Genomic DNA, 22,617 nt, shown 5'->3' on the forward strand with positions numbered 1-22,617 from the left:
GTTCATATCTCCCCTAGAAAATTTGATATTTCGTTCTGCTCGATCTCAATTACGGCAGGCATCGAACCATGAGGCATCGAAATAGACCAGCGATAGTCTCCAAAACAATATGACCGCGATTCCCAATTATTTCCCCAAAATTGGCATTCATATTCCTGGTAGCAAAAACCCGTAGATCTTATTCTTGCGATATCAATTTCGTTTAATTTTAATTGATGGCCTTTCCCGACAGCCTTAATTATCGATTCTTTTAACGTCCAATATCTATAAAAAAAGTCCAGCTTGTCTGCTTCGTTGAGAAATTCCAATTTCTCTTTGTTTGAGAACAATCTGGGCACTAGTCTTTCTAGAGATCTATTTGAAACCCTCTCAACGTCCACGCCGACAACGTCGGCTGAAGATATTGCAATAAATATCAATTCCTTTGAATGGCTAACGTTGAAATGTATGCCATTATCTTCAACCAATTTTGGTTTGTTTCCGGATTGGGAATGAATACCCACTTCAGATGGATGTTGTTTTAAGAACCGCCCTAACAACTTACGTAACAGCGCTCGCGAGTATAGTTTTTGATCCCTTTTTGCGTCCTGCTTTACCTGCTCAATCTTGGACTTCTCGTTATTTGACAGAATGGCCCAACAGCGTTGATGTAGGTTGTCTTGGACTTCCCCGAGCGATGCCAAAAAGACAACAGTTCCATCAGTTTTGCAATAGCTATTTCCAGTCGAGCAAACTGTCATTTAAATTCAACCCAATTGAAACCACTATGCTTCTCTGTAATTGATTGGCTGGCGGTAACGGTTAAAGAGGTCTTTGTTGGTTTAGGCATATCGATCTACATTAGATGGTTAGGCCCATTGACGAACTTAGTCCGCCATCCAATCTGATCACTTCACCATTCATGTATTGCGCTTTCTCCGAAAGCAAATACACGATCAGCTCTCCAATTTCGGGCGGCTCAGCCGATCGCTTAGCGGGCACAACTTTAGATAATTGATCACCGAGGCCCTTAAGATCAGAAATCATTTTTGTGTTCACAAAGCCTGGAGCGACAGTGTTTATAGAAACGCCGCGAGAAGCATATTCTTGCACGAATGCACGATTAAAAGCTTCTATCGCTGCCTTAGAAGCCGCATATACGGCGTTACCGCGATTGCCCCGGTGAGCCGCGATGGACGAAATAGCAACAATTCGGCCGTCTTTGCTTCTCGACATCTTACGAATAAGTTGCTTACATATTAGAATATATGCCCAAAAGTTCACTGCCATTGTTTGTTGAGCGATATCCAATTTAATGGAAGGCACAATTGCATCGCTAGAAATCCCTGCGGCATGAACGAAACCGTAATACTCCAACTCACTTAGTTGTTCACAAAGTGTTTCGACTGCTCCGAGATCTGACAAATCACATTGGTGTATTGATGGTTGCAATTCACCACCAAATCTTAACTTGCTGACAATCGCTTCAGCCTGTTCCTTACTCCGATAATACGTGAAATCAACCAAGTAGCCAGCCTCACTTAGTTGCTGAACGATCTGTGCTCCGATGCCACCAGAACCGCCTGTTACCAAGACTCTTTTCTTGCTCAATTTCGGTATCTCTCTAGCACTAACGATACATTCTGCCCCCCGAATCCGAATGAATTCGACAGAACAAAATTCATACTTTCATTGTGATTGGAATTTTTAATAACATTGATCCCCAGATCATCATCGAAGTTCTCAATATTGATACTCGGAGGACAGGTTCGGTGCTCTAAAGCTAGTAAAGATATTGCCGCTTCCACTACACCCGCTGCGGCCAATGTGTGCCCAATCATAGATTTGCTCGAGGAAACTGGAACACTGGAAATTGAAGAACCAAACACAAGGCGCAACCCAAGAGCTTCCATCTTATCATTTTCAGGGGTGCTAGTACCGTGTGCATTGACGTAGCCGATATCCGCAGGTTTTACCCGCGCATCTGCAAGTGCGCGTTCAATACATAACTTTATTCTTTCTCCAGAAGGATTACTTCGAGTCCGATGGAAATTATCTGTTGCATCTCCACATCCGGCTACAAAACCCAATATCGATGCGCCACGTTCGCGAGCGGCAGCTTCTTGCTCTAACACTAATGCTGCACCACCTTCGCCCATCACAAAACCATCTCGGTCACGATCAAAAGGCCGAGAGGCATAGAGTGGATCATCGTTTTTAGTTGATAGTGCGGATAAAAGAGAAAACCGTATGAGTCCCTCAGGATACACGCTGGAATCGGCTCCCGCAGCAATTGCAATTTTTGTACTACCTCGCCTAATTGCATCGGCACCAAGTTGAATCGCCGTCGCGCCAGAAGCACAGGCAGTACTCACTATCGCTGGCGGCACCAAGAAACCATACTTCTTTTGCAACTCGGCGTATCGAGTTGCTCCCCTTCCATCACGGTGAAGATTATGAATCGCTTGCTTCAATTGGAGATCTGTTTCGCAGTCATTTCCCAAAGCACGCTGACTGTAGTTAGCACGGTCTTTAAGGTCGCCCTCTCCACCAGGGATTGCTAAGTATACTGAAGCAGAGGAAGCTAGTTCTGATCCGTCTTTGCAAACACCTGCTTGCTCCAAAGCTTCTTCGACGACATCGTTCAGTATCAATCTTGTTCTTTCAAACGACGTGATCTTATTGTCTTCAGGATAGAAATCTACCGAAGCAGCAATTCTCGTTCGCATTCCTTCGGTTGGGAAACGATCAATTTCCTTCACTCCGGAAGTACCTTCAACTAACTTTCTCCAATTTTCTTCCTTGTCGCGTCCCAGTGATGTAATCAAACCCAAACCGGTTACCGCTACACGTTCTTTCCTATACATTTTGTTGCCCTCGCTCGATCACACACGACGCAATTGTGGGCTCGCTTCCAACCGCCGTAACGCAAATTTGTTGGGGGATTTTGCCACCGGCGGGGCTGTCGATCGATTGAGTAATTGGAAACTTCAAACGTCCCGAAATTACATCTGAAGCTATACAAAGAGAAAAGGGGAATGACGCCTCCATCAAACTGCCTGTGGATTGAGCTAAGTTTCCAAAATATTTTGGTCCATTTTCGTTCAAAACGCCGTTAGTCAAATCAAATATCTTTTTGTTAGAACTCGCAACGTCAGTGAGCACATAATCAATCCCACCCATACGTTTTAAAGCAACGAGGTTTTCTTCCGAATTTTTGTGGACAACTTCTCCCAAAATCGCTTTTTCCTTGGCCTTTCGTTCTTTTGCGAAACTTGCTCTTTCCAATACAAGGAAACCGCAACCAAAGCCCAAATCTAATGAACTGTCGCCACACGTCGATTCAAAATCAGTTCCTGACGGTGGATTAAAGTAGGATTGCATATCAGGACGTGCTCCATTGAATATTCCTCCAACTAAGGCCACCGAACTGCGTCCCGATACAATTCGGTTGCGAGCCTCTTCGACTGCACTGACTCCTGCTTGAATTTCGCCCAAAAATGTCACACTCATCCCGGTTACTCCGAACACCATCGAAATATTTGCAGCAAATAGGTTTTGAAGTTGAGCTAAGAACAGACTCGGCCTCAGGTTACTCAGTTCCGAAATCAGCGTCTTGTAATCAACCGAGTCACCATGATAAGCTTCAAAAATTCTGCTATCAATCTGCTCATCTCGTTCACCAAAATGTGTGGAAACCATCACGTCAGCATCAGCCAGAATTTCATTCTTCGCCTTAATTCCGGCCATTTCCAGTGCTTGACCAGCAGCAAAACATGCTAATCGTTGCGACAGTCCTTGCGATCTTAAGTCTGAACGCTTTGGTATCTGGGCCGAATAATCTATCGAATGAGGATCCGTATTCTCGATTCCAGATCCTTCGCTAGCGTACACCGTGTGGTAAGAATATCCGGTTACCACTACATCTTCATTCATGAATGTTACTCCCAGATATTGGGCTAGGACCGAATTTTACCCCCACCCGTTCCAGTCGCTTGATAATGTCAGCCTTCAACATGTCGCTTGGGAAATCCTTGATTGCCAAACGCAGCTCTGTTTTTGCTAACAACTCATTCGCGCGCTTCAAGGTACCCCTGAATACATCAAACCCAGATCCCTCGTGAGACAGTTCGGCGCGAACCAACAACTCATCACCTGGATTCGAGAAGCTCCGAAATCTAGCGTGATCAACCGCTATCAAAAATGGCATTTTGGCGGCCTGCAATCGAGATAATGATATAAAGCCCGCCGCCTGCGCCATCGCCTCGATCATTAAGACTCCCGGCAATATAGGGAAGCCAGGAAAATGGCCTTCAAAAATCGTAGAACTCTTGGGAACAGTTGATCGAAAAGTCATTGCATCTATCGACGGAGAAGCATCGACTAATTCATCCAGCAAGATTACCTTGGAAAGATTCAATCAAATTATCCCAATCTATTTTTCTGAAATCAGCACTTCAATACTTTTGCATAATTTGCTCATTATGAAATAGTCAGATATTTTCGCTTCTTGATTGTTTACCTTCTCCATCCAACCCTCAACAGGTAGCTTTATTCCATATTTTTGATCAATTTCGTAAGTTACATCCATAAAATCGATACTGTCTATTTCCAGTTCTTCTATGAGATTAACATCTAACCCAATATCTTCCTGATCTATCTCGCAAATAGATGATATTATTTCACGAACTTCTGAAACTATTTTTTCCATATTGCCCTTCTTGCTCCTGAATCAAAATGAAAGATCGCACCATGGAAAATCAATGTGGATGAACGCCGTGATAACAATCCAAATCGAAACTGCATTTCATATGATTCTCATTTTACTTAGATTTATCAATCAATGTCAATGATTTTTGCCATATAAATGATTTATAATTATATCATATGGGTTTTGATTTATTTACCTTCAGATAAACACAGGAAAAATGATGATAAAGCTTACAAATCTAGAAAAATATAATATACAAAGTAATTGAGCTATTTTTAAAATCTGCAAACAGAGATCAAATCACGGATGAATTGTAATCGGTATTGAGGGTATATGAGTTCGTCTTACAAGCTGATCAGACCATTGTTATTTTCTTTGCCACAAGAAAGCGCGCATAATCTTGCAATCAATGTGTTGAAATATGGATTGGTCAAAAAAGCGCCTCCACCAGATACTATTTTGCGCACAAACCTTGCGGGACTGAACTTACCCTCGCCCTTAGGTATGGCGGCCGGCTTCGATAAGAATGCCGTCGCTTTCTCAGGCCTGTTTCGAATAGGTTTCGGATTCGTAGAAGTGGGAACTTTAACTCCAAAACCGCAGCTTGGGAATCCAAAGCCCCGCTTGTTCAGGCTCAAGGAAGATGAAGCCCTCATAAACCGACTGGGCTTTAATAATATCGGGATATGCTCTGCGTTACGAAATTTGACGAGTTATCAAAAAGGCGCACAAATATTGGGAGTGAACATTGGTGCTAACAAAGATTCTGAAGATAGGATCGGCGACTATATTAAGTCTATCGACACGCTGGGTCTGATCCCAGACTATCTGGTAATAAACATCTCTTCTCCCAACACACCTGCCCTTCGAGAATTGCAGTTTGCAAATAATTTCGAACAATTGTTAGAAAGACTAAGCGATGCAAGAGATAGGGTTAGAGGCCCTATATTCATCAAGATTGCGCCCGATCTTTCAGAACAAGAGATTGATCATATTGCAAGACTAACAGTCAAAAGTCGGATTGATGGACTGATTGTTGCAAACACAACCATCAACAGACCAGAAGCTTTACTGAGCCGACATTCACTTGAAGTAGGGGGTTTGTCAGGTCGACCTCTCTCAACTCATTCGATCAATTTGCTGAAAACGTTTAGACAGAAAATTGGTAATTCGATGCCATTAATTAGCAGCGGCGGGATCAATGACGCACAGAGCGTATATGAACGAATTCGTGCCGGAGCAAATGCTGTACAGCTGTATACCGCACTAATTTACAAGGGACCTAGTTTGCCGACCGACATAAACACGGAATTGGTTCATATACTACAAAAAGATGGCTTTTCAAACATTATGCAAGCTGTGGGTGTAGATTCATAGACTTAAAGCTCGTGACCTTCGGGCATTCGAAGCGCAGCAAGTGTAAGTATTGCTAATTCCCAGTCTTCGATTTTTGCAAACAATCAATGAGATCGGCAATCGCAAGAAGCTGTGGCGTCTCCAAAAATTCCTCAGGCCCCAACTCGATACCATAGCGTTCTGATACGGTTTCCAAAAAGATAATCAGATTCAACGAATCTCCACCAGCACTAAAAAAGTCATCCTCCAGGCCCACGTTCTCCACCTCCAACATGTCCTCCCAAATAGATGCAATTTCCTTTTGGATTTCTGTGCTGGGTGGTGTCGCCCGTTCATCAACGTTAGCGGCCAGCAACTCAGCCAGAATTCCTCTAAGTATTTTACCGGTTGCCGAGCGAGGAATCTCATCTACGACATCAATATGACTCGGTACTTTATATGCCGGTAGTGATTTCAAGAGTTTAGATCGTATCTCCGGCCCATCAATTTCACACCCCGCCGTGACGACGACTGCGGCCCGTATATCATTACCTAGAGTTTGGTGCGCGACCTTGTAAGCAGCACCATCTGACAATTCATCTAGCTCAATCAAAGCTGAATCGATGTCCGCGAGAGCAACCAAATTTGCGCCCCGCTTTATTGAATCACCTTTTCTTCCGATAAGAAATAAATAACCATTTTGATCAAAATAACCGAGATCTCCCGTGAGAAACCATCCATCAGAAAAGGAAACGTCGTTGGCGGCTGAATTACATTCATATCCGTCTATCACGATCGGGCCTCTGAGGCAGATTTCACCTGATTTCGAATCAGATTTCGAACGCATAATTTTAATATCTACATTTGTGGGGAAGCCAACTGACCCGGCTTTGCGATCAGCTGGAGGCAGAGGGTTAGATGCCACCACGGAAGCCTCTGTAATACCATAGGTTTCGATCACCGGAGCTCTGAAGAATGCTTCGATTGTTTTCATAACACTCGCTGGAAGCGCTGCAGAAGACGATCTCACAAATCTCAATCCTGTTTTTGCGTGCATTTGGCTATTTTGCGCAGCAACCTTTAACACTGATTGATAAATCGCTGGCGCTGCAGTTACCCAAGTCGCCTTAATATCTGCAACTAAATCAAGCATCTGTCTCGGGTCAAACTTGGCTACACACATAATGCTGCCACCTGAACATAATGCTGATAGCAGCCCTGTAACGAGACCATGTGTATGATATAACGGCATTGGACAAAAACAAATATCATCAGCAGTCAGATCAAAGATGTTCTGCATATTTTCTGTTGCGAGGATCAATCGCTTTTCAGATAGTGGAATAATTTTTGGTGTTGCCGTTGTGCCAGAAGTACCCACTATAAGCGCTAGCCGTCCTTCGTCTGTTACGAACTCCAAATCCTGAAAATCTTCTGCAGAACAATCCATAGATATATCTTCAAGGGGAACAACCAATAATCTGGTAAGCTCGCCATAGACCTGTGTTAGTTTGTCCCGGTCCCACACTACAGCTTGAGCACGCATCTTCTGAATTCGTTGAACGATATCCAATATTGGCAACTTTGGATCGATAACAACACATTCATGATAACACATCATGCTTATTGAAATAGTAGCCCCTGTCACGCCTGGTGGAACAATACACGCCACCCGAATCCCAGGCTTTAGACCCTTTTCCCGCAGTTGTTTCTCGATGTCGACAACTCGGGAAATGAGTTGAGAATATGTTTGTGAATTGCCAGATTCGTCGCAAATCGCAATCTTTTGCGGTGTGACACGGGCTATCCGCTTAAGACGATCAAGAATACCCTCATACTCTTTTTGGCTGACGCCGGCATACTCTGCAACTGAGGTTTTCGCTACGCCTTCTCCCATCTCGCTATTCCTCAGGCACGGACGAAGGAGGCGTTCTTCGCAAAGAGTCACAAAGCTGCTCATACCCCATTAGACTGATGCCATTTGAATCGAGCCAATCATCATCATAAATCTGATCCAGGTAGTTTATTCCGGAATCAGGCAGTATGGCTAGAGCGCTCCGGTGCTCGGAATGAAGGAGCGATGACAACGCTGCAAATATAACCAGCCCAGACGACCCTCCCAACAAAAAGCCATGACTTTTTGAAATTTCTCTGCAAACTGAAATAGCCATTTGGTCCGACGCCACCACAATATTGTCGAAGGCAGAAAAATCAGTGTTCTGACTTCGCCAACTCAATCCAACACCGTTGATGAGGTAAGGGGTAAACTTTCCACCGAATATTGAGGAACCTGCGATATCTGCGGCAACTACACCTACGTCTTCACAATGGCTTTTGATGTAACTTCCTATCCCTGAGAGATGACCGCCAGTGCTTACACTACCCACAACTAAGTCTGAAGATGTGGAACGAACGTCCTCAAGTATTTCGGGGCCCATCTTATAGTAGTGGTACTCTTTATTGGAAACATTGTCATATTGATTCGGCCAATAAGCTCCCGGATGAAGCTCCAGTAATTCCTGAACTCTAGCGATCCTAGCCTTCTGAAATCCTCCTTCAATATGTGGCTCAGTTACCAAATCGACTTGCGCACCAAATGCCCGATACCAATTCAAGACCTTTGGACTAACTTTCGGATCAACAACAACAATAACTTCGAATCCATAAATCGCTCCGAGCATCGCAAGTGATTTACCAAGATTCCCTGAAGTGGATTCGATTAACAAACCGTTCTTCTTTAGCGCTCCATTTGCCAATGCAGAATGGACTAATCCAATCGCAGTTCGATCTTTCACACTAAAGTTGGGGTTAAACGATTCTATTTTGGCAAACAGTTGCTTATCATTTGGAACCAAATCGTGCTTAATTTTCACAATGGGTGTGACGCCAACGCAGTCACTAATCCGGTCTACAATTTCTCTAGACATAAATTGATCCTTGAATCCGAAATGCTGCTAAAGAACGGACATTGTCCCGCTCGTTTTTGTGAGAATAGTATTGGCAGCATCACCAATATGAATGGGGTCCTCGACGTGAAGCGCTCCCAATCCATATTCATAATAGGGTGTCTCGATTGAGAGTGTCATTCCACACTCGACAACGTCTTTGCTTCCAGGTGACAATATTGGCCGCTCATATGGCTCCAATCCGATACCATGTCCCACATGGTGTCGCCGATATTCCGGGAACCCAGCTCTATGGACACATGACATAGTCAATTCGAATATGTCATTACCGGTCATTCCAGGTCGGATGTGTTCTATCGCATAGCGTTGTCCCGCATATAGAGCGTCAAATTTTTCACGATAAATACGGTCATCACCAATTACAAATACTCGAGCTATATCAGCCCAATAATAGTTTTGTATTGTGTCACAATCAAACCAAATCAGACCGGTGTCTTTTATGCATATGTCTTTTCTCTGACGACGCTGCCCTCCTACAGCGTGCCTTCCGGCCTTTATCATTGTCAATGCAGGACGAGCGCCCTCGTTAATGAGCGCTCGCTCGAAAGAGGATGCAACATCAGCCTCCGTAGAATTTGGCCCGATTGACGAAACAGCTGCTTGTATTGCCTCTTCTGCAGACTGGGCTGCTAACTGTATTAACTGCACTTCCTCGGAAGTTTTAACACGACGAATATCTCGCAAAATCTCTGAGCCATTCTCAATAGAGCAGTTTGGAAAACATGCCGTTATCTGTTCAAAGAATTCACGAGGTACACCATCAATGTCGAAGCCTAGAGCCGCTTGTTCTAGGCCCAGATTCTCAAACAAGCGCTGAGTAGCCAAAACAGCGGTACGCCCCATCGGAGATTTGCAAGATATTTCGCGCAGTGTCTTTTCTTCTAAAGTGAAATCATTCGCGTCACCTGTTTCTCTATAGAAAGTTCCATAGAATTCGCATTCTCCAACCTCGACATCAGCATCTAGAATCTGATCACTTTCTCCATGCGAATGCACCACGTGAATTTCGTTCGGACTGTCTGCTAAGACAACCACGAGGCAGATTCCATGGTACGGATTTAATGTCCGTACAACAGGCATGAAACCAGATAAATAGAATGTGTTTTCTTTGGTGCTAGAAACAATAGCATCAAGTTGATGCTCTTTAAGCTTAGCTACCAGGCGATCTGAATTATACATTCAACCACCCAACATTTTCTGCTTTTCAAGCTCGTCGTACAATATTTGGACTGCCGGGGCGAAGAGGTGATACGATCCCCCATCAAGCCAAGCCAATTCTGATACTTCGCCGGATGGTTGGCCATCTATTTCGTTCTCACTCCGATAACAGACCAGTCGTACTTTGCCCTCTTCACGATAAGCCGGTCCTTCAACGGTTATCAAATGAACTAAATTTTCCGCTTTTAGAACAACCGAGATTTCTTCGCTTAGCTCTCTACAGAGTGCTTGCTGGTGAGACTCTCCAACCTCGACCTTTCCACCGGGCAGATACCATTTTTTGTTATCCCTAACTCGCACAAGCAGTATCGCCCGACCACTCAAAGCAACTAGGCATGAACACTCAATCATCGATATTGCTCAAACTCAGAGAAACAGATTGTCGGGGTTTTTCCCAATCATAGCCCCTAAATTGACTCCTCGCTATTATGGTTGGGTCACCAGCGTGATAGATTTCATAGGTCAGCTGCCGTTGCCCAAAACCTTCCCCTACCAAATCCCAAGCAAGATTAAGAAGCTTAACACGGTCCATCGCATTTAGATTTGTGGAACCCAAAGCTTCTCGCAGAAGATTTCCATTGCTTCCCTTAAAATCTGCTTCTGTAGGCAATGCCATCATAGAACCGGGAGCCAAAGAACGAATTTTTTCCAAAGCACGTGAATACATTCTTGGAAAATTGATTCTTAGCGCATGGATCGCCGCAATGTCAGGATTAAATGTTCCAGAGTCGTCTGCTTGTGACTGATTTTCACTTCTCTCAACCAATGCCTTAGCAGCCTCCAAGTCTGACGCTATTTCTCCTAGCTGTTCTTGAACATTTGGGGATAGCGATAGTTCTAGATCTTGGGCAATCTTTGAAGCTACACCGGCAACAAATTCCCCTTTAGAAATGGCACGGGCCGCCCCTTGATGACCTGCGTGATTACGAGCGAAACTACGATCATAGAATTGATTCGATCTCATAACATCTTTGAAAACGAAAACCCTTTCCCAAGGGACAAAGACATTTGTCAGAATCATGTAACTGTCTATTTCATCAAATAGATTTGCTAGCGGATAGTCAAAGCTGGCCTCCCCCCCTCTTGATAGTGGCTTCCGACAAACAAGCTGCAATCCCGGCGACGCGATCGGGAGCGCAAATGCCAAAGCAAAGTCTTCGTCTCCCGGCTTCAAGCCAGGCATATTGAAAACCATTATTTCATCCGCGATTGGCGCCAGTGTAACGATCATTTTCGCGCCAGAAACCACTATACCCTCTTCATTTGTATGAATGACTTTCACACCGCAAAAAGGATGCTCGGACGAACCAAGACTAGCATTTCTATCTATTTTGGGATTAATAGCACCGTGAGCAACGAACAAATTGCGTTCGCAGCAAAGCCGATAGTAATCTTTCATGTTCTGCGAGTACGAAGTGGCCGAAGAATCTCCCAAAAACTCTGAGTGAACAGCCCAAGACATAATTGCCGCATTCATAAAATCAGGTGTACGCCCAAGCATTCCGAAAGACAAATCGGCGATTTCTTTGTAATGCCGCCGCTTTGACTGCAGATCAGTCACGCTTTCAGGAATTGACAGGCTAGCGGCGATAGCGTTGCCAGATCTATCTAATGTTGTGTGGGTTTCCGGCTTTTCAACTTGAAGTCTGTAGTAAGAATTGATGACATTAACAGCACCCAAAAAGGCTGGCTCAGTGGCTACATTTTTAACAATTTCCCCATCAAGATAAACCTTTCTGTTATCATCAATTCTCTTTGAATATGACTCAACGTCCATATCTTTAGACTCAATTTGATTTAACATACTACAATTTGTATTTAGTTTTATGAATTTTGTCTATATTTTTCTAGAAATAAATCCAACTTCCTTTTTTTGGAGTTCTAAATTATCTCTTTCGACCATTTTGGATTTACCGGGTTGGACAAAGCAAGTTTCAATAGCAGCTCATTTGGCCGTTCTTCGAACACAAGCATGTCAGTGTGTTCACGTGACACAAATCCAGCTCTTGTCATGTGCTCGATGAATTCACACAGTTTGTCAAAATAGCTTGAAACGTTCAGAAAACCGCATGCCTTTTGGTGCAATCCAATTTGTGCCCAGGTCCACTGCTCTACTATTTCCTCTAATGTTCCCGCTCCTCCCGGAAGCGCAACAAATGCATCGCTTAGCTCAGACATCAATTGCTTTCGATCATGCATCGATTGAACTATATGCAATTCAGTAAGCTTAGGATGTGAGAGACCAGCAGACTTCAGATGTTCTGGGATCACACCTGAAATCTCTATGCCATACTGCGATGCCGAATCAGCAAGAACACCCATCAACCCAACATTACCGCCGCCATAGACAAGGCTACCTCCGATCGTTGCAATTTCCTTCACGAAATTGTCAACAGCTTCAGCATACAAATCATCATTGCCCATGGCAGACCCACAAAAGATACAAATTCGCATCATCATTCCTCCCTAGACAGCAGTGACAGCAACCGAGATTTGGCGCCTTGCATATTGCACTCAAGATTACTTAGAGCGTAAGATCATTGCGCCCCAAGAATGCGAACCCATCATTAAACACAGCAGCGTCTGGCCATCATTTTGGGAGTTCTTGGACCGCCATAACTTGCTATGCACCAAATTAATCAAACAATCTGATGAATAGACATGTGAGTATGTTGCCAAACCTTCGTGATAAGATCGTTTTCGTTCGATACGCAAAAATCGCGATAGGAATTCATTTGAGTCTGAGCGAATGTTTGGGCAAAATAAAAAATCGACATCATTGCGAGTTAGCATGGCATCGTGATAGGCTTTCTCAACTGCTTTTCTCACCCCATTCACTACGAACTGCAAACCTGCCGCTTTTTGATCTGGCCAAGTAAGGTGAAGGACTTTTTGATTGGTAGCTTGCCCTTCTCCTAATATCTCAAACTGAGCCTCATCGCTTTCTCCTGACACGATACAACTGGCAGCTCCGTCACTCAATATTCCAAGTTGCATGTGTGCAACCCGTGTTCTTTCATACGCACAATCAGTTGAAACTATAGCTATATTCTGCAGGCCCTCGCTTTCAATCGCATTGCGGGCAAACTTAAATGCTGGCATCAAGTTTCCACACGAATTCATACTCAAAGCAACGGTCGGCACAGCCTCCAAACCGGCTGCCTCCATATAAGATAAGAGCTCCATTCCTCCCTTCTCTCTCGGATCCAATGTTTCTGAGCAAATCAGCAGCAAATCTATGTCGCCACAACTCCGATTACTACAGGCAATTGTTTTAGACAGAGACCTTGCCGCGAGCGAAGATGCTGAATCTCCGCTTGCGCAAAAATCTCGCAGCCCTTGCTTTCGGAACATGTCCAGAAGATCATTGTCCACACAGTTTCGCAAGCTATCTATACGCTGTGGCTCTCCTACTTCGTATGACAATCCACTGATAAACGTCTTTGACCTGCACCTATCGATCATTGCTCGACCTGATCGTTGATGGTTTGATCCACTGCTTGTCCTCCGGTGAACATCTGACCTATTCCCTGACACACCAACGAACCTGATATTGACCACACTTGCACTCGAAAACTCAACAAACGACCGTTGATACATTCCGCATATGCGTCACCCAAGAGCCAACCATCTATGGAAGAAATATCAAAATATTGGATATTGAGGTTCAATGTGGAGGCTTTGACAATATTAGAAGTTGGGCCCAACACATTGAGAGCAGCTGGCACCCCGAGAACATCGACAATCGGCAACACTGCAGATGCCTTTGAGAAGCGGTCTTCACCCACCCCGTCTTTATGTCGCATCCATCGTAGAGAGCGAGGCGTTGGATTTTTGCGCTTACCCATGTCTAGAAAGTTAATATGTCTTTGCTCAAATGCCTCCCAGAACGGCGCTTTCGGCATTCGCTTTGCGATTATACTCTCAATTGACTGCATTTCATCTGGATGTGGAACCACTGGCATCGACCCGGTATGCACACTTGGGGCAACACACTCTTGGAACGTCCATATTTGACTAATGGCGGCTAAAAAACCCTTTTGAAACAAAGAGACCTGAAAAAGAGCTACCTGCGATGATGATATCCGAACCATCTCAGTCTCAATCTTCGCCTCCCCGGCGGCTACTCTCTTAATGAACTGTATGGACATATTAGCAGGCGTATCATCACATATCGCCTTCACAGTTCGCAACATTGCAGCCGCAATATATCCGCCATTGACAGATATAATTTTGGTAGATTTTTCAAAGTTTATGGTATGTTTTGCAAAGCCATCCCCTTTGTCTTCTAATACGGGTTCGGAAAGCTTATTAAACATTGATAATTCTACTCCGTTTTCCAGAATTGACATTGAAACCAAGCATACATTGTATTTGATATAAAATCTTGATCACGAAATATTGCTGTTATATCTTTCATTAATCAATCTATTGATTTTTCTCAATATATCTTTCATCTTATACTAATTTGACTACACTTTATCTTGAATTCAGCGCAAAATTCTACCATTAAACAGGTGCTTAGTATATGTCTGACAAAATTAAGGGCCATGCTTCTGTTATAGATAGTAAACGAGAATTGATGTTAAGCGGCCCAATAGCGAAGGTGATCGTTCGCCTATCCGCGCCCACGACGTTCGTAATGTTAATGCAGATATCGATGTCCCTGGTAGAACTTTCTTATGTTGGTCGGCTCGGAGTCGATTATCTCGCGGCCATATCTCTTGTGTATCCATTCTTCTTATTTGTGAGCACGATGTCATCTGGAGGCATTGGCGCCGGGATAACAGCGACAGTAGCGAGGTCGATTGGATTAAAGAAAAAAACCCATTTGAGCGAGATAGTTTCAAGTGGAGCGGTTATATCTTTGTTTTTTGGAATATTGATCGCAATAGTTTTTTTAGCATTCGGCAAACATTTGTTTTATTTAATGGGTGCCCGTGATTCAGTTTTGGATGCAGCTGTACGCTATTCAAATATAGCTTTCTGTGGTGCGATATTCATTTGGACATTCAATGGACTAGCGTCTGTACTTAGAGGGATAGGGAGCGTGGCACCGCCGGCTCGTTTTGCACTGTTTGGTGCACCAATCGTTATGCTCGTTACGCCCACATTAATTGTAGGCGGTTCGGTTTTTGGCGGTATCGGACTGATTGGTGGAATCGTGGCTCTGATCTCTTACTATGCGATTGGATCTATTTATCTTGGTTGGGAAGTTTGGAAGCTAGGAATCAGAATGAACTGGCAGGTCATTGGGTTTGGCTCGGGATCTTATTTTAGAGCAATACTATCGATAGGCATTCCATCGTCCGCAATTACAGGAATATTGAACATCAATACGATTATGCTCACGGGAATTGTTGGAGCAAATTTTGCGCCTCAAGTGCTCGCCGGCTACGGAGCCGGTTCGAGATTGGACTTAGCATTGTTGCCAATTCTATTCGGAATAGGCTCAGCAGCAACTACGTTGGCAGGGGTCAACATTGGTGCCTCGCAGTTCAAAAGGGCAATTCACGCCACTTGGATTTCGGCAATGTTAGCATTTATCACTACAGGTGTAATTGGAGTTCTAGCGGCCATTTTTCCTTGGTTCTGGATTGGACTATTCTCTTCCGATGTAAACGTACTAGAAGCTGGTTCATTGTATTTGACCGTTGTTGGTCCTGCATACGGTTTCCTAGGAATTGGCACAGTTTTATTTTTTGCAAGCCAGGGCCTTGGAAAGCTCAAATGGTCTTGGAGAGGAACCCTATTGCGACTCGCTGTAGCATCAGGGGGGGCATTGATTGCAGTAACAGCAGCTCAACCGTTTTGGATCGTCGCATTAGCGATAGCAATATCTTATGTTGTGATGGCAGCGGTTTTATCAAAGCCATTTTGGTCATCTAGTGACCCTCAGACAACTTGAATGGCTTGAAAAGGCATACGCTTTGATTGCAATCAAATCCGCCGTCACCTAAGAAATTTTCTAATGGTGCTGTCAGGATTCGAGCAAGAATTGATCTTTTCAATTGCCCTTGATTGTAAAATCATGCTCTGAATAATTGATTGCCGCGGAGTTATCGTATATCTCTGAGCTAACTTGATATAGCATAAATCAAGATAGAAAATCGCAAAAACAGGACCAGACAATGAATAAAGATACTGATCGAGATGACATGTTCATCTCGATGACCTCGAACATAGTTTCGGCTCATGTCGCAAACAACAACATGGCAGTTTCCGACATACCAAATTTTATTGAAAAAATTCATAGCTCACTTGTTGGCTTGGCAAATCGAGATATCTCGGAACAAATGGAAGAACCCGCCGTCCCGATTGTTGACTCAGTTAAGCCAAGTTATATTGTTTGCTTGGAGGATGGAGAAAAGATGAAAATGTTGAAACGTCATCTTATGACCCATCATAACTTAACTCCTGAAGAGTATAAGAAAAAGTGGGGATTGCCTTCTGATTATCCGATGGTTTGCTCCCAATACTCCGCAAAAAGAAGTGATCTTGCCAAAAGGAACGGTTTGGGACGAGCACGGAAGAAAAAGATGGCCGCTTAGATTTTTGACCATTCTTTTCAGTTGCTTGCGTATCCTTTCAATTCACTATGACAGCGCTAATTCGCGTGATATTTCGATTAGTTTGTTGAGAGCAGTTTAATTGCTACGATAGGGCAATCGCAAATGAACATAGTTGTAAACCAGCTTTGATCTTTCAACGTTAAATGCTGCGGCCACTAAGGAAGCAGGGGCGGCGTGAAGAGCCCTCGTTCCAACACAACGCGCGCCCGCTGGAGTGTTTCTTAATGATTTTGAGATTTATGGTCCCACCACCTTATGATGGGCCTTACCTGAACGTTGGAATTGGACTTAACTTTGGCGACAACCATGATTAATCGACTTCCGTGAGTTAGAGATCAAAAAACTTGCGCCCTCAATATCCGAAAGCGGACATTGGGATTGTTACTGTTTTGTTCCGAAACCGTCATAGATTGTCGCATAAAACTGAGTCTATTACCCGCATTTGCTGGTTAGCATTTGGACTATCTTTGCCCTCCAATGAAACAAGTGTGATAAGAGCTTTCCACAAGGCCCATCCACGGGCACGGGCCCATGTATTGCTATCCATATCCATTCGAGATTTAAATATCGCACGGCTCTCGCGTGTTAAAAAGGTCCAAGCTAAAACCAAGTCGCAAGCAGGGTCTCCGCCCCCCATTCCTCCGAAATCAATAACGGCAGCTAACTTCCCATCTCTTACGATGATGTTTCCAACACTGAAATCGCCATGAACCCACACAGGTTCATCAACCCATTGAGAGCTTACAGCTTGCTCCCAAATAGCAGTAACCGTTTCAGTTTCAATTATGCCCTCCAATTTCGAGATAGCCGTGTTTGTCTCTTCACTATAAACTGTGAGAGCGCCTCCTCGATAAAAGTTATGCGCACCGGCCAACGGGCCTCTTGCTGTGTCGATTTGATGGAGTTCTTTAAGAAATCGAGCACAATCTTCAGCAAATTGCGGTAGGTCGCTTTGATCCAATACATCTGCATTCTCGCCCTCTATCCATCGGTAAATGGACCAATTCCAAGGGTAGTCCTTGGACGCATGCCCCATAGCGACCGGCTCTGGAATCGGGAAAGGTAAGTTGGGTGCCAATTTTGGCAACCACTCTTGCTCAATATGCACTTTTTCTGCGTATCTTTTGGCGCTTGGCAGTCTCACTGTCATATTACGACCCAAATGAAAGGTTCTATTGTCCCACCCACTCAATTTGACCGGCGATACAGGCAAACCTGCCCATTGTGGAAATTGTTCTGCAACAAGTTTGGTAACAAGTTGCATAGAAACATCGGGACATACGGTCATTCGGCGATTTTACATGAAACCTGCATTCAAAGGAATATTTGTCAGATAAGCGTTCAATACCAAGCGTCCGCTTTTGCGCCCATAGCGGACAGTGAATTTAAATAACTCGGGTATCAAACATAGATGCTCTTTGGCACAAATTTTGTTATCATAAACAATTACTGATGGTATGATTTTGGCCATGCTCTACAATTTTGATCTCCCAATAGACAAAGTTGGAAACGACTTTCCTGATTTTAAGGTAATCGACAGATGACATTTCACAGCTCATGGCTTCTGGGATTGGTGCTCGCATTAACCGCTTGTAGTGATGCCGGTGGCAATGGCGGCGGGCGAGGCGGCTCGCCTACGGTTGTCAGCGGTACCGTGACACAAGCAGAATTTGTCAGTGAAATTGAAGCGGTCGGCACGGCATTTGCCAATGAGCAGACCGTAATTACCTCACCGGTTACCGAAAGAATCGAGCGGATTGGCTTTACCGACGGTGCGATTGTCCGGCGCGGCGCGATCATCGCGCAATTGTCCCGGGGTGAAGAATCAGCGGATCTCAGCTCAGTAGAAGCAAGGGCGCGTGAAGCAGAAAAACAGCTTGAGCGGCTGACCTCACTTCAGAAACGCGGTTTTGCTACCAACGCCGCAGTGGACGAGCAGACTGCTTTGCGTGATGGTGCCAGAGCTGATGCAAACGCCATCCGCTCTCGTATATCCGATCGCGTTATCCGTGCGCCCTTTGATGGCGTTTTGAGCTTGCGAACGGTATCGCCTGGAACAGTCGTAACGTCGGGCAGTCCCATTGCCACGATCAGCGACATCTCCTCAATCAAGCTGGATTTTACTGTACCTGAAAATTTCCTGACAGCGCTTGAAGCAGGTCAGGTGATAGAAGCAACAACATCAGCCTATCCTAATCAGAGCTTTTTTGGGACGATCGACAATATCAACCCACTGGTCGACCCCCTTTCGCGCAGTTTGACTGTACGCGCGATATTGCCGAATGCTGCCCGAAAACTCCGTCCTGGCATGTTGATGAGCGTACGCATTGTTTCGGAAACCCGGACCGGACTTGCCATTCCGGAAACCGCTTTGCTCGCCCAAGGAGACCAGAATTTCGTTTTCCTGGTCGACAAAGACGGGATTGCGCGGCGCACAGTCATCGAAGTCGGCTTGCGCTCCAAAGGCATGGTGGAGGTCAGAATCGGGATCACTCTAGGCGACAAGATTGTCGCTGATGGAACCGTCAAGGTGCGCGACGATGCACCGGTCAACGCAGTCTTGCCCGGTCAGAAAGTGCCTGAAAAGGCAGCTGAAAAGGCGCCAGGGAAACCAGCGAAACCGGCACGCAGCAGCGGAGCAACCGGCTCATGATCCTTTCAGACGTCTCGGTCAAAAGGCCCGTTTTTGCGGTCGTTCTCAGCCTTTTGTTGGTGCTCGCCGGTATCGTCGCTTTTCTCGATCTGCCAGTGCGACAATATCCGGCAATTGAACCGCCGATTGTTTCGGTCGATGTCAACTATCCCGGCGCTGCTGCAAATGTTGTGGAATCGCGTATCACACAGATTTTGGAAGACCGGATTGCCGGGGTGGAAGGTATCGAGATGATCCGTTCGTCCTCCCGCGATGGACGGTCTGATATCACCATTGAATTCTCGCCTGATCGCGATGTCGATGCGGCGGCCAATGACGTACGGGATCGCGTCTCCGGCGCGCTGGACAATCTGCCCGAAGAATCCGATCCACCTGAAATTAACAAGGTTGATGCTGATGCGCGGCCTTTCATGTGGCTCAACCTGACCGGCGAAGGTCGCGAATCCTTGTGGCTGGCCGATTATGCCGACCGGGTGTTGGTGGACCGTTTTTCTTCGATTGACGGTGTTGCCCGGGTGCAACCCAGCGGTGCCTCGCGTCCGGCCATTCGTGTCTGGCTGGATCGCGAAAAAATGGCTGCGTCCGGCATTTCGCCTAATGATATTGAAGAAGCGCTGCGGCGAGAAAATGTTGAGTTGCCAGCAGGTAGAGTTGAATCTTCGGATCTCAATCTCACGGTTCGCGTCGCCAGAGCTTATGGCAATGTCGACGATTTTCGGGCGCTGGTGATCCGGCGTACCGATGATGGCGCATTGCTGCGTTTAGGGAATCTGGCTCGCGTCGAACTGGGCCCGGAAAATGTTTATGCCCATTTCCGCTCCAATGGCCTTCCGGGTGTGGGCATGGGTATTATCCGGCAATCCGGCGCGAACGAGTTGCAGGTCGCCAATGATATCAAGGACCGCATTGAGGAGATTACCCCCCTCCTCCCGCCCGGCGTTGAGCTTGCCGTGAGTTATGACAGCAGCGTTTTTATTGCCAAGGCGATTGACAATGTCTGGCAAACACTGGCTTTTGCAGCGATTCTGGTCATCTCGGTTATTTACCTGTTTCTTGGTTCTGTGCGGGCCACCATCATCCCTGCAGTGACAGTTCCGATTTCGATTATCGGGACATTTTTCGTGCTCTGGTTGCTTGGTCTTTCGATTAATTTGCTGACCTTGCTCGCGTTGGTCATGGCCATTGGTCTGGTCGTGGATGACGCGATCGTCGTGCTAGAGAATATCTATTCGCGCATTGAGCGTGGCGAAAGCCGCTTGATTTCAGCTTTTGAAGGCGCGCGTCAGGTGGGCTTTGCGGTCGTCGCTACTACCGCTGTGGTGGTTGCGGTTTTTGTGCCGGTCATGTTTTTGCCTGGTGAAACGGGCCTGTTGTTTCGCGAACTTGCCATTACCATGATTGTCGCCGTTTCCATCTCCACTTTCGTCGCGCTGACGCTCATCCCAGTCATGTGTTCGAAAATCCTGAAAAAAGGCGGTGGCGAGACCAAGTTGAGTCGATATGTCGACGGTAAATTTCGGCAAACAAGCGTGGGCTATGAAAGCATCCTGTCGCGATGGATTAGCAAACCTGTTCTGCTAGGAGGCGTCGCCTTCGGACTGGCCGCTTTATTCGCTGTTATCGGATTGCAAACGCTGAAAAGCGAGGTTGCTCCGCCGGAAGATACCGGTTTCATGTTTGGCCGTGCAACCATTTCCGAGGGCGCGGGTTGGGACCGACTCGTCAAGACCATGCTCGACATCGAAGAGCTTGCGCTTCCATTGACCGAGGAGGATGGTCCGCTGCGCCGGGTCTTGTTCCGAGCACCTGGTTCTTTTGGCCCTTCAGGAGATTTTTCTTCGGGTCGGATTATCATGTTCCTGAAACCTTGGGATGAACGCGATATGACAACCGCTGAAACCCAGTCGGCGGTCAACAAGCTGTTTCGGGATTACCCGGCGGCGCGGGTGTTTGTTTCCGGCGGTTCGACCATCGGCGGACGTGGCGGTGAGGCCATTCGCTTCGTGATTGCCGGTGATACTTATGGAGAATTGACTCGCGCCCGCGACGCGCTGTTTGTCGCCGCTGAAGAATATCCCGGCATCGCGACGCTGGAGTCCGACTATAAAGAAACCCGACCGCAGCTGGTGGTCAACGTCAATACGCTGCGAGCCGCTGACCTCGGTGTCTCGGTTGAGGAAATCGGTAGAACTTTGGAGACCATGATGGGGTCGCGCAATGCCGGAACCTATGTGGACCGGGGTGAGGAATATGACGTGGTGCTGCAGGCGGAACCGGAAGATCGGGTCACTGCCGAGGATCTCGCCAATGTCTATGTCCGTGCGCGAGATGATAATCTCGTCCCGTTATCGGGTCTGGTAACATTGACTAGCCGAGCGGAAGCTGGCGAGTTGAACCGGTTCAACAAATTGCGTGCAATCACTTTGGAAGGCACGGTGGCAGATGGTTATTCGCTCGGCGAGGCGCTAACCTTCCTGGAAGACGAAGCCGCATCGCTGGCGGAAGTGGTATCGATTGGCTATGAAGGCCAGAGCCGCGCGCTCAGGCAGACGGGTGGTTCCATTTGGCTCGTCCTCGGCTTTACAATCATATTGGTTTATCTGGTGCTCGCGGCGCAGTTTGAAAGTTTTATCAGCCCGCTGATCATCATTCTAGGGGTGCCGCTAGCTGTCAGTGGAGGGCTGCTGGGCCTCACCGTGTTGGGCGGAACGCTCAATCTGTACAGCCAGATCGGTTTGGTCATGCTTGTCGGGTTAGCCGCCAAAAACGGCATATTAATCGTCGAATTTGCCAACCAGCTGCGCGATGAAGGTATAGAATTTGAAAAAGCCATATTGGAATCTGCAAAACGCCGCTTCCGCCCTGTCCTGATGACATCTATTGCCACAGTTGCCGGTGCGCTTCCGCTAATGCTCGCAACTGGCGCAGGCGGCGCAAGCCGCGAAGCGATCGGCATTGTGATCGTGTGGGGCGTTAGCATTTCCACGATGCTGACATTGATCATTATACCGTCATTTTACTATTTGCTAGCACGCGGCACTGGCAGCCCTCTCGCTGTGACGCGGCGCCTCAAAAGATTGCGCCAAGGCAAAGAAGTCCTGAGCGGTGCTTAGTATGTTATCGTTGAGGTTCGACAACCTATTCATTGTTCCAGACTTTGCATCATATTTGAAGCAAACTGTATCC

The 22,617-nt window shown here is 46.1% G+C and carries 20 protein-coding genes; 5 read left to right on the forward strand and 15 right to left on the reverse strand.

The features are described from left to right. Window positions 1-2: 2 nt before the first annotated feature. The 6 genes from DK507_RS08225 to DK507_RS08250 form a co-directional block, all read right to left on the reverse strand. The gene (locus tag DK507_RS08225; protein WP_109355886.1) at window positions 3-740 is read right to left on the reverse strand and encodes a 4'-phosphopantetheinyl transferase superfamily protein; all 738 of its coding nucleotides are present in this window, start codon (window positions 738-740) and stop codon (window positions 3-5) included. Window positions 741-840: 100 nt separating this feature from the next. Next, on the reverse strand, window positions 841-1,590 hold the full coding sequence (locus DK507_RS08230) for an SDR family NAD(P)-dependent oxidoreductase (RefSeq protein WP_162558969.1): 750 nt from the start codon (window positions 1,588-1,590) through the stop codon (window positions 841-843). Next, window positions 1,587-2,846: a beta-ketoacyl synthase N-terminal-like domain-containing protein gene (locus DK507_RS08235; protein WP_109355888.1), complete on the reverse strand. Its 1,260-nt coding sequence runs from the start codon at window positions 2,844-2,846 to the stop codon at window positions 1,587-1,589. Before DK507_RS08235 ends, DK507_RS08230 begins: the two co-directional genes overlap by 4 nt. Next, entirely contained in the window at window positions 2,839-3,915 is a 1,077-nt protein-coding gene (locus DK507_RS08240; RefSeq protein WP_109355889.1) for a beta-ketoacyl synthase N-terminal-like domain-containing protein, read from the reverse strand. The genes DK507_RS08235 and DK507_RS08240 overlap by 8 nt, the downstream gene beginning before the upstream one ends. Further along, complete coding sequence (locus tag DK507_RS08245; RefSeq protein WP_109355890.1) at window positions 3,908-4,399, reverse strand: 3-hydroxyacyl-ACP dehydratase FabZ family protein; 492 nt, start codon at window positions 4,397-4,399, stop codon at window positions 3,908-3,910. Before DK507_RS08245 ends, DK507_RS08240 begins: the two co-directional genes overlap by 8 nt. 15 nt (window positions 4,400-4,414) lie before the next feature. After that, window positions 4,415-4,690 (reverse strand): acyl carrier protein, encoded by a 276-nt coding sequence (locus tag DK507_RS08250; RefSeq protein WP_109355891.1) that lies wholly within the window; start codon window positions 4,688-4,690, stop codon window positions 4,415-4,417. Window positions 4,691-5,023: 333 nt separating this feature from the next. Between DK507_RS08250 and DK507_RS08255 the strand changes: the two genes are divergently transcribed. Continuing rightward, the gene (locus DK507_RS08255) at window positions 5,024-6,067 is read left to right on the forward strand and encodes a quinone-dependent dihydroorotate dehydrogenase (protein ID WP_109355892.1); all 1,044 of its coding nucleotides are present in this window, start codon (window positions 5,024-5,026) and stop codon (window positions 6,065-6,067) included. A gap of 52 nt (window positions 6,068-6,119) precedes the next feature. On the opposite strand, the gene DK507_RS08260 is transcribed toward DK507_RS08255, so the two are convergent. The 8 genes from DK507_RS08260 to DK507_RS08295 form a co-directional block, all read right to left on the reverse strand. After that, window positions 6,120-7,919 carry a non-ribosomal peptide synthetase gene (locus DK507_RS08260; protein WP_162558970.1) on the reverse strand — a complete coding sequence of 600 codons (1,800 nt, stop codon included), beginning with the start codon at window positions 7,917-7,919 and terminating at the stop codon, window positions 6,120-6,122. Between the two features lie 4 nt (window positions 7,920-7,923). Continuing rightward, window positions 7,924-8,949, reverse strand: a complete 1,026-nt coding sequence (locus tag DK507_RS08265) for a pyridoxal-phosphate dependent enzyme (RefSeq protein WP_109355894.1) — start codon at window positions 8,947-8,949, stop codon at window positions 7,924-7,926. Between the two features lie 27 nt (window positions 8,950-8,976). Next, window positions 8,977-10,167, reverse strand: a complete 1,191-nt coding sequence (locus DK507_RS08270) for a Xaa-Pro peptidase family protein (RefSeq protein ID WP_109355895.1) — start codon at window positions 10,165-10,167, stop codon at window positions 8,977-8,979. Further along, entirely contained in the window at window positions 10,168-10,557 is a 390-nt protein-coding gene (locus DK507_RS18225) for an NUDIX domain-containing protein (RefSeq protein ID WP_109355896.1), read from the reverse strand. Then, entirely contained in the window at window positions 10,550-12,010 is a 1,461-nt protein-coding gene (locus DK507_RS08280) for a 4-hydroxyphenylacetate 3-hydroxylase family protein (RefSeq protein WP_109355897.1), read from the reverse strand. The genes DK507_RS18225 and DK507_RS08280 overlap by 8 nt, the downstream gene beginning before the upstream one ends. Before the next feature lie 77 nt (window positions 12,011-12,087). Beyond that, on the reverse strand, window positions 12,088-12,666 hold the full coding sequence (locus tag DK507_RS08285) for a TIGR00730 family Rossman fold protein (RefSeq protein ID WP_367889553.1): 579 nt from the start codon (window positions 12,664-12,666) through the stop codon (window positions 12,088-12,090). Window positions 12,667-12,726: 60 nt separating this feature from the next. Beyond that, window positions 12,727-13,308, reverse strand: a complete 582-nt coding sequence (locus DK507_RS08290) for a hypothetical protein (protein ID WP_162558971.1) — start codon at window positions 13,306-13,308, stop codon at window positions 12,727-12,729. Window positions 13,309-13,667: 359 nt separating this feature from the next. Then, window positions 13,668-14,558: an acyl-CoA thioesterase II gene (locus DK507_RS08295; protein ID WP_109355899.1), complete on the reverse strand. Its 891-nt coding sequence runs from the start codon at window positions 14,556-14,558 to the stop codon at window positions 13,668-13,670. A 176-nt stretch (window positions 14,559-14,734) separates the two neighbouring features. Here DK507_RS08295 and DK507_RS08300 point away from each other — a divergent pair, with 176 nt between their 5' ends. Together DK507_RS08300 and DK507_RS08305 are read left to right on the forward strand one after the other, a co-directional pair. Beyond that, complete coding sequence (locus DK507_RS08300; RefSeq protein WP_109355900.1) at window positions 14,735-16,114, forward strand: MATE family efflux transporter; 1,380 nt, start codon at window positions 14,735-14,737, stop codon at window positions 16,112-16,114. A 223-nt stretch (window positions 16,115-16,337) separates the two neighbouring features. Continuing rightward, window positions 16,338-16,757 carry a MucR family transcriptional regulator gene (locus tag DK507_RS08305; RefSeq protein WP_109355901.1) on the forward strand — a complete coding sequence of 140 codons (420 nt, stop codon included), beginning with the start codon at window positions 16,338-16,340 and terminating at the stop codon, window positions 16,755-16,757. A gap of 424 nt (window positions 16,758-17,181) precedes the next feature. On the opposite strand, the gene DK507_RS08310 is transcribed toward DK507_RS08305, so the two are convergent. Next, a complete protein-coding gene (locus tag DK507_RS08310) occupies window positions 17,182-18,042 on the reverse strand; it encodes an aminoglycoside phosphotransferase family protein (RefSeq protein ID WP_216822363.1) in 861 nt (286 codons plus the stop codon). A 276-nt stretch (window positions 18,043-18,318) separates the two neighbouring features. Between DK507_RS08310 and DK507_RS08315 the strand changes: the two genes are divergently transcribed. Further along, window positions 18,319-19,431 (forward strand): efflux RND transporter periplasmic adaptor subunit, encoded by a 1,113-nt coding sequence (locus DK507_RS08315; protein WP_109355903.1) that lies wholly within the window; start codon window positions 18,319-18,321, stop codon window positions 19,429-19,431. Beyond that, window positions 19,428-22,544 carry an efflux RND transporter permease subunit gene (locus tag DK507_RS08320; protein ID WP_109355904.1) on the forward strand — a complete coding sequence of 1,039 codons (3,117 nt, stop codon included), beginning with the start codon at window positions 19,428-19,430 and terminating at the stop codon, window positions 22,542-22,544. Before DK507_RS08315 ends, DK507_RS08320 begins: the two co-directional genes overlap by 4 nt. Window positions 22,545-22,617 lie beyond the last annotated feature (73 nt).

The organism is Sphingorhabdus sp. EL138 (assembly GCF_900258045.1).
Taxonomy (GTDB): domain Bacteria; phylum Pseudomonadota; class Alphaproteobacteria; order Sphingomonadales; family Sphingomonadaceae; genus Parasphingorhabdus.